The sequence below is a fragment of the Streptomyces sp. RP5T genome (assembly GCF_003933965.1).
GTDB lineage: Bacteria > Actinomycetota > Actinomycetes > Streptomycetales > Streptomycetaceae > Streptomyces.
Map to the genome: position 1 here is coordinate 1 of NZ_RSAJ01000609.1, position 4,864 is coordinate 4,864.

General features: G+C 69.6%; 4 protein-coding genes. All 4 read right to left on the bottom strand.

The features are described 5' to 3' along the window. Positions 1–295: 295 nt before the first annotated feature. Genes EHS43_RS37510 through EHS43_RS37525 form a run of 4 tightly spaced genes read right to left on the bottom strand, consistent with a single transcriptional unit; the run spans position 296 to position 4,557 of the window. Positions 296–1,324 carry a LacI family DNA-binding transcriptional regulator gene (locus EHS43_RS37510; protein WP_125195092.1) on the bottom strand — a complete coding sequence of 343 codons (1,029 nt, stop codon included), beginning with the start codon at positions 1,322–1,324 and terminating at the stop codon, positions 296–298. A 40-nt stretch (positions 1,325–1,364) separates the two neighbouring features. Beyond that, positions 1,365–2,231, bottom strand: coding sequence for a carbohydrate ABC transporter permease (locus EHS43_RS37515; RefSeq protein ID WP_125195093.1), 867 nt, complete (start codon positions 2,229–2,231; stop codon positions 1,365–1,367). Continuing rightward, complete coding sequence (locus tag EHS43_RS37520) at positions 2,228–3,223, bottom strand: carbohydrate ABC transporter permease (RefSeq protein ID WP_125195094.1); 996 nt, start codon at positions 3,221–3,223, stop codon at positions 2,228–2,230. Before EHS43_RS37520 ends, EHS43_RS37515 begins: the two co-directional genes overlap by 4 nt. After that, positions 3,220–4,557: an ABC transporter substrate-binding protein gene (locus EHS43_RS37525; protein WP_185806581.1), complete on the bottom strand. Its 1,338-nt coding sequence runs from the start codon at positions 4,555–4,557 to the stop codon at positions 3,220–3,222. The genes EHS43_RS37520 and EHS43_RS37525 overlap by 4 nt, the downstream gene beginning before the upstream one ends. Positions 4,558–4,864 lie beyond the last annotated feature (307 nt).

Consider the following 4,864-nt stretch of genomic DNA (forward strand, 5'->3'; position numbering starts at 1 on the left):
GGCCCGCGGAGCGCCACGCTGGGCCCCGCACCACCAGTTAGGCGCGCGACCTGGGTCAGGAACATTCCGGGCACGGCCGATGCGGGTAAGTCCGGCGCGGCTGCGGCACGTTGGTGCGGCGGCCGGGGCGGAGCGGACGTGGCCGCACGCACCAAGCCGTGATGCCCCCGCCGTCCGGGGCGGCTGCGGCTCTTGGTGCGCGGCAACCGGGGGGCGGCACGGCCGTGGCCGCGCCCACCTCGCCTCGGTGACCGGTCGTACGACACCTGCTCCACCCCGCCCGACCCGCGGAGCGTCACGCCGAGTCCCGGACCACCAGTTCCGTCGGCAGGATCACTCCGGCTGTGTTCTCGCCCGCTATCTGGGCCAGGAGCATGCGGACCATCTCGGCGCTGATGCGGTCGAAGGGCTGGCGCATGGTGGTCAGGGCGGGGGCGGCTGCGATGGCCGCCGGGGAGTCGTCGAAGCCGCCGACAGCGATGTCATCGGGGACCGAACGCCCGGCCTGCTGAAGGACGCCGACGACTCCCAGGGCCATGAGGTCCGAGGCGACGAACACCGCGTCCATGTCCGGGGCCTGGGCGAGCAGCCGGCGGGCCGCCCGTTCGCCGCCGCTGCGCCGGAAGTCGCCCTCGACGACGAGGCCCGGGTCGTAGGGCAGGCCCGCCTCGGCGAGCACGTCCCGGTAGCCGGCCAGTCGGTCGGGGCCGCCCGGCATGTCCAGCGGCCCCGTCACCATGCCGACCCGGCGCCGGCCGCCGGCGAGGAGATGGCGGACCATGTCCTGTGCGCCCTCCCGGTCGGCGGCGGCCACGTAACTCACCTTGGTGCCCCGCCCTATCGGCTTGCCGCACACCACCAACGGGATCCCGGCGTCGTGCAGTTCGGCCGCCACCGGGTCACCGCTGTGGTTGGAGAGCAGCAGCACACCGTCGACGTGCCCCGAGGTGATGTACCGGGTCAGCCGGCGCCGGTCGTCGTCGCTCTCGGCGAGCATCAGCAGCAGCGGGATGTCGTGCTGGGCGAGCCGCTCGGTGCACCCCCGCAGCAGGACGTTGAAGTTGGGGTCCTCGAAGAACTTCTCCTGCGGCTCGGTCAGCAGGAACGCCACCGAGTCCGAGCGGCCCGTACTGAGGCTGCGGGCGTGCCGGTTGACCACGTAGCCGGTCTTCCTGATGGCGGCCTCGACCGACCGCCGGGCGGCGGGCGAGACGTAGTGGCCGCCGTTCAGGAAGCGGGAGACGGTGCCCCGCGAGACGCCCGCCTCCCGGGCCACGTCGTGGATGGTCGGTGGCTTGCGGCGTCCGTTCGCGCTGGTGGTCATGTTCCTCGTTCGAAGACGTTCGTGCAGGGGAGCCGGGGCCTCAGGCCTTGACCGACCCGCTCATCAGGTCCAGCGACCAGAACCGCTGGATCACCAGGAAGAGCCCGATCAGCGGAAGGATCGCGAGCAGACACCCGGTGATGACCAGGGTGTAGAGCGCGGGCTGCGAGGCGCCCTGGGCGAGCAGGGTGTACAGGCCGAGGGTGATCGGGAACTTCTCGTCGTCGGCGAGCATGACGAAGGGCAGCAGGAAGTTGTTCCAGATCCCGACGAACTGGAAGAGGAACACCGTGATCAGCCCGGGCATCATCATCGGTACGGCGATCCGCGAGAAGATCCGCCACTCGCTCGCGCCGTCCATCCGGGCCGCCTCCATGAGTTCGGCGGGCACGGACGCGGCCGCGTAGATGCGGACCAGGTAGACGCCGTAGGGCGAGAGGATCGACGGCAGCAGCATCGACCAGTAGGAGTCGGCCATGCCGAGCTTCGACAGCAGCAGGTACTGCGGTACGGCCAGCACGATGGACGGCACCAGGACGCCGGCCAGGATCATCTTGAAGACGGCCTCGCGGCCGCGGAAGCTGTAGCGGCCGAGCGCGTAGCCGCCGGCGGCGGAGACCGCGGCGGAGAGCAGGGCGCCGAGACCGGCGTAGAAGGCCGAGTTGGCCATCCACCGCCAGAAGATGCCGTCCCGGTAGGCGGTCAGGTCGCTGAGGTTCTGGAGGAAGCCGGTGCCGGGGGCGAAGGTGAAGGTGGAGAAGAGCTCCGAGCGGTCCTTGGTCGCCGCCACGACCACCCAGGCGATGGGGATCAGGCAGTACAGCGCGCCGAGGATCAGCACGATCGTGGGCACCCAGGCGGTGCGGCGGCCGCTCTTGGGGGCGGCGGTGAGGGTGAGGGGGGTCATGCCCGGTCCTCCCGGGTGTAGCGGTCGGAGATGCGCAGCAGGGTGAAGGACAGGACGAACGTGGCCAGGGCCAGGACGACCGCGGTGGCGGAGGCGCCGTAGATGTCGGACTGGAGGAAGGCCTTGTCGTAGATGGCCATGAGGGGGCTCCACGAGCTGGGCAGGCCGTTGGTGAGCGGCTTGAGGGCCATCGGCTCGGTGAAGACCTGGAGGGTGGCGATCACCGAGAAGAAGAAGGTGAGCACCAGGGAGGGCATCACGATCGGGATCTTGATCTTCAGGGCGATGCCCAGGTCGGTCGCGCCGTCGATCCGGGCCGCCTCGTAGATGTCCGGCGGGATGGCCCGGAGGGCGGTGTAGATGACGATCATGTTGAAGCCGGTGCCGCCCCAGACCGCGATGTTCGCGAAGGACAGGTAGAGGTTGCCGCCGTCGAACAGGTCGGGCTGCGGGAGGCCGAACCTGTCGAGCAGGTAGTAGAACGGGCTGACGTCCGGCAGGTACAGGAAGCCCCACATCAGCGCGGCGATGATGCCCGGCACCGCGTACGGCAGGAAGATCATCAGCCGGGCGAAGGGCGCGCTGCGCGCCTTGGGGGTGTCCAGCATCAGCGCGAACAGCAGCGCGAGGCCCAGCATGGTCGGGATGACGATGAGGCCGTAGCCGAAGGCCCGCAGGACGCTGTGGCCGAACTCGGAGTCCTTCAGGACGTCGGTGTAGTTGCCGAGGCCGTTCCAGACCTGCTGCCGGGCGCCCTTGCCGAGGCCGATGCCCTTGACCTGCACCCTGTGCAGGCTCAGCCAGATCGCGTACCCGATGGGCACCACGGTGAAGGCGGCGAAGAGGGTCAGGGTGGGCACCAGGAACCAGTACGGTGCGCTGCGGCCACGTCGGCGGGGGCGGCTGGGGCGGACGGACGGGGCGGTGCCGGTGCCGTCCGCCAAGGGGCCGGCCTCGGTGAGGTCGGCGCCCTTGAGCGGAGCGCTGGTCATGCCTCGGTCACCTCGAAGCCCTGCTTCTTCATGTCGGCGAAGGTCTTCGCCTGCACGGTGGCGAGGGCGGAGTCGAACTGGGCCTCCTTCTTCGCCTTGCTGGCCTTGCCGAAGGCGTCCTGGAAGGTGGTGTAGGCCGTGTTCACGTTCGGGCCCCAGGCCGCGGCGGCGGTGGTGGCGGCGATCTCGCCGGCGGTGGTGTAGAAGTCCGCCTGGTTCGAGAAGAACTCCGGCGTGGTCAGGACGTCGCCGGACTGGCCCTTCGTGGCCGCCGGGTAGATCGCGACCTCCTTGACCAGGGCGGCCAGCGCCTCCGGGTCGGTGTTGAGCCAGGTGGCGAACTTGGCGGCGGCCTCCGCGTGCTGGGAGTCGGTGGAGACGCCGGTGGAGGAGCCGCCCCAGCTGCCGGTGACGTGGTCGCCGGACTTCCACTGCGGCAGCGGGGCCATGCGCCACTTGCCCTTGGTGTCGGGCGCGGAGGAGACCAGCACGCCGGGCGCCCACACGGCGGAGACCCAGGCCAGGTGCGTGCCCTTGTTGAGCGCGTTGTTCCAGGCCGGGGTGTACATCGGCTGGTTGTCGATGACGCCCTCCTGCACCAGCCCGCCCCAGAACTCGGCGACCTGCCGGGTGGCCGCGTCGTCGATGCCGACGGTCCACTTGCCGCTGCCGTCGACGGTCCACCACTTGCCGCCGGCCTGCTGGGACAGGCCCGCGAAGAGACCGGGGTCGTTGGCGGAGAAGGTGGTCAGGTAGGCGTCCGGGACGGCCTTCCTGGCGGCGCGGGCGGTCTCGGCGAACTCCGTCCAGGTCTTCGGGACGGTCAGGCCGTGCTTCTTGAAGAGGTCCTCGCGGTAGTAGAACATCAGCGGCCCGGAGTCCTGCGGGATCGCGTAGAGCGCGTCCGTGCCGAGGGTGACCATGCCCCAAAGGCCCTCGGCGAAGTCGGACTTGGTGTCGCCGGCGTACTTGGAGATGTCGGCCAGGACGTCGTTGGAGACCAGGGTGGGCAGCGACTGGTACTCGACCTGGATGAGGTCGGGGGCGTTGCCGGCCTTCTTCGCGGTGATCAGCTTGGAAAGGATCTCCTGGCCGCTCGCCTGCTTGGAGACGGTGACCGTGATGTCCGGGTTCTTCTTGTTCCAGATCGCGGCGACCTTCTCCATGTTCGGCGCCCACGACCAGTAGGTCAGCTTGACGGGCCCGCCGCTCTCGCCGGAGTCCTTGTCGTCGGAACCGCCGCAGGCGGCGAGGGTGCTGGTGAGGCCGAGGGCTGCGGCCCCGGCAAGGATGCTTCGCCTGCTGATCTGGCGGCGGTTGATCGACATCTTCATCTCCCCTGACTTGGAACCAGCCGGTCTCGGGACGTCGCGCGTTCGCGGCAACCGCCGTGGGGGGAGGTTCTGCGGACGTGACCGAGAGGCTGTGCGCGAGGGCCGCGCGGCTCTGTGATCGTGCACAGTAGAGAATTGTTTCGGCCCCTTGTCAATGGCGGGTGCGTGGGGTTACCTACTTGTTGCTCCCCGATGACAGGGGTGAGGGAAGCTGTGCACGATCACAGAAAATGAGGGTTTTCTCGGTCGTCCGGCGGTTCGCCGGCTCCCCTCACCCCTGTCATCGGGGAGCAACAAGTAGGTAACC